At 72.4% G+C, this 3,003-nt stretch carries 2 protein-coding genes; both read right to left on the minus strand.

Translation table 11 applies throughout. The features are described 5' to 3' along the window. Positions 1-386: 386 nt before the first annotated feature. Positions 387-1,553, minus strand: a complete 1,167-nt coding sequence (locus tag DEIPI_RS39915; RefSeq protein ID WP_027482169.1) for a PucR family transcriptional regulator — start codon at positions 1,551-1,553, stop codon at positions 387-389. Between the two features lie 125 nt (positions 1,554-1,678). Continuing rightward, a complete protein-coding gene (locus DEIPI_RS0113970) occupies positions 1,679-2,809 on the minus strand; it encodes a ScyD/ScyE family protein (protein ID WP_027482170.1) in 1,131 nt (376 codons plus the stop codon). Positions 2,810-3,003 lie beyond the last annotated feature (194 nt).

The raw sequence follows: 3,003 nt of genomic DNA on the forward strand, positions 1-3,003 counted from the left end.
CAGGGCGCGCAGCGCGGGCGTCGCGCAGAGCATGTCGCCGAGGCCGCGCTGGGCGCGCAGGACGACGATGTTCTCGGGGGCGTCGGGGAGCGGGGGCAAGGCGACCTCCTGCGGCAACGAAGGGGGCGTGCCGCGCCGTGGGGTCGGCGCGACCGAAGGTTCGTTCCCGGTTCGCCCCGGCGGTTCTCCTGGGAGGCCGGGGCTCATCCGTCACGGTAGGCAAATGGGGAGGCGATTGCATTGTGCGGATGCACAGCGCGGTCACCCAGCCCGGATTACGGTGTTGTGCATCCGCACAACGGACCTGTCTGGACAGGCATGAAAATCGCGGCCCGCACGACAGTTTCGTCAAGTGTCCGGGCCGCGCGAGGATCTTGGGGTGTCCTTCAGTCTTCCGCCACGGGGCGTTCAGGAAGGGCGCGCAGCAGCAGCGCGAGCCTGAGCTGCACCGCCTGATCGAAGCGGCGCGGGTCGAGGCCCGTGAGCAGTGCGATCTTCTCCAGACGGTACGTGAGGGTGTTGCGGTGCACGCCGAGCCTCGCCGCCGCTCGGGTCGGCTGGCCGTCCTCCTCGAAGTACAGCGAGAGGGTCGTCGTGAGCTCCGGTTCCGTGTCGAGGGGGCTGAGCAGGTAGCGCGCGAGGTCGATCTTCGTCTTCTCGTCCGGCACGCCCACGAAGGCCGCCACACCGAGCCCGTCGAGGGAGTGCACGTGGTTCGCCCCGAGGAAGCGCCGCCCGATCTTGAGGGCCGCGCGGGCGTCCTGATAGGACCGCGCGAGGCCGTCCATTCCCCTGTGGTAGCGGCCCAGCGCGATCTGCACGTTGCCGCCCGTGTCGGCCCGCAGGCGGGTCATGAGGGCGCCCGCCGCGCGGCGCAGGGCCTCGATGTTCGCCCACGACGGCGCGACCGCCTCCTCGTTGGCCCAGTTCGCGAGGTTCTTCGTGTCGCTCGCCTTGAGGACCGCCACCTCGCCCTCCCCGATGTACGCGCAGATGGAGTCGTTCGGGAGGCGGAAGAACGCGACGACGCTGCCGATCACGAGCTGCGCGCGCCGCTGGGCGCGCCCGTCGTCGGCGGACGCGCCGCCCAGGACGAAGTCGCGCGCGTCCACGAGGATCACGGCGCGCGGCGGCGTCGGGTCGATCCCGAGGATGCGCGCCTGCCGCACGAGCGTCTCCTCGTCGCGTTCCACGCCGCGCAGCAGGTCGTGGATGAACTTGTTCTTCAGGTCGCGCGGCTGCGGCAGACCGTCCACCATCGCGGCCTGATTGATGACGAGCTCCACCACGACCTGCGCGAGCCGCGGCGAGATCGACTCGCCACAGGTGGGTTCCCCCACCACGACCTGCCCCTCGTGCCCGTGAGCCCTCAGGGGCACGCGCACGTCGTGGTGATCGGAGGGCGCGAGGCGCTTGCCGACCGTGTCGGCGCTGCTGGCCGCGACGACCGTGTCGAGGTGGTCGACGACGTAGGTGCTCGCGCCGAGCAGTTCCGCCGCGCGGCGGCTCACCTCCCGCGCGACGCGTTCGAAGCCGGACCTCGGGACGGTCAACGGGACCTCCCGTACGGGGCGGCGATGGAAGGGCGGGAGCGCACGGCGCCATCATGACGCCGGGGTCACGGGAGGCGGGTGAAGGGAACGCCCGGCGGCGTTCCCCTCCCGCTCATGAAGAAAGTCTACGGGGCGGAGAAGCTCGTGAGGAAGTCGTAGCGCAGCACCTTTCCGCCCGGCGCGACGCCGCCGACCGTCACGAAGGCGTCACCGCGCGCGTTGAACGCGACGGACGTCGGGAAGTTGAGCCCCCCGAGGACCGTCTCGCTCCTGTCCTTCCCGGTGATCCGCACGACCGCGCCGCTGTTCGGACCCGCGCCGCCGAGGCTGACGGCGTAGAGGTTGCCGTCCGGGCCGCGCTGAAGGTCCGTGAGGGCGGTGAGGCCCGTCACCCAGTCCTGCTGCGCGCCCGTCGCGGGGTCCACCCGGACGACCTTCGCGCTGCCGGGCGGCATGGGTTCGCCCGGCAGCAGCGAGACGTACAGCGCGCCGTCCGCGCCGACCGCCACGCCCGTCGGGACGGCCTGCGCCTGCACCTTCGCCTTCGTCTGGGGGTCCGTGACCTCCTGCTTCGGGAACACCGCGACGAGCGTGACCGTGCCCGTGGCGGGGTCGACGCGCAGCAGGTCGTTCGCGCCCGCGTCCACGACGTACAGCGCCCCTCCGAGGGACGTGAGGTCGTAGGGGTGCGAGTCGATGCCGCCCTCGGCGGGCGGGACGCCGTCGGGGTTGTTCGCCGCCTCGAACGCGAAGAGGTTCGCGACCTCCGTGACGGTCGTGCCGCTGAGCCTGAGCACGGCCGCCATCTTCGCGGGACGCGCGGGGGGACTGCCGGGGAAGCCCGACCACTGACCGCTCGTGAAGTACACGTCGGTTCCGACCGTGATGACCCGCGACGCGCCGCTCGCGCCGAAGGGCGAGCCGAGCGACGGGAGCGTCGCGACGGTCGTGGCGGTCCCGGACGCGTCCACCTTCAGAAGGCGCGCCGTGTCCCCCACCGTGAAGACCAGCGGCGGGGTGCCGGGAATCGTGGCGACGGTCGTGGGGCCGCCCGTGCCGGGGTCCGTGACCCAGACGTTCCCGGCGTCGTCCACGAGGACGCCCTGCGGGCCGTTCAGGTTCGTCGTGACCGCGACGCCGTGCGCGGGAGGCGTGGGCGTGGGCTGGGACGTCTGCTGGGCGCAGCCTCCGAGGAGGAGCGCGCCGAGGAGCAGGGCGGCGGACCGGGCAGAGCGGACGGCCTTCGGGGACGGCATGGGGGTCTCCTTCACGTGGGACACCGGGCCGCGCCCGGCACGCATGGATGAAGGGGAGGTGAATCGACGGTAACACGCGCGGGAAAGGCCCCGCATTCCCCGCTCCCTTGAGCGTCCCCTCAGCCGGTCGTCACGCCGGGGGCAACGCGAAGTCCGCGAGCCGCGCGCCCGCGAGGCTCGCCCGGATCTCGTGC

The organism is Deinococcus pimensis DSM 21231, from assembly GCF_000519345.1.
GTDB lineage: Bacteria > Deinococcota > Deinococci > Deinococcales > Deinococcaceae > Deinococcus_A > Deinococcus_A pimensis.

What these genes read in the sequence shown, in the direction of transcription:
- DEIPI_RS0113970 (WP_027482170.1), bottom strand. Translation starts at nt 2,809, where the DNA reads ATGCCGTCCCCGAAGGCCGTCCGCTCTGCCCGGTCCGCCGCCCTGCTC.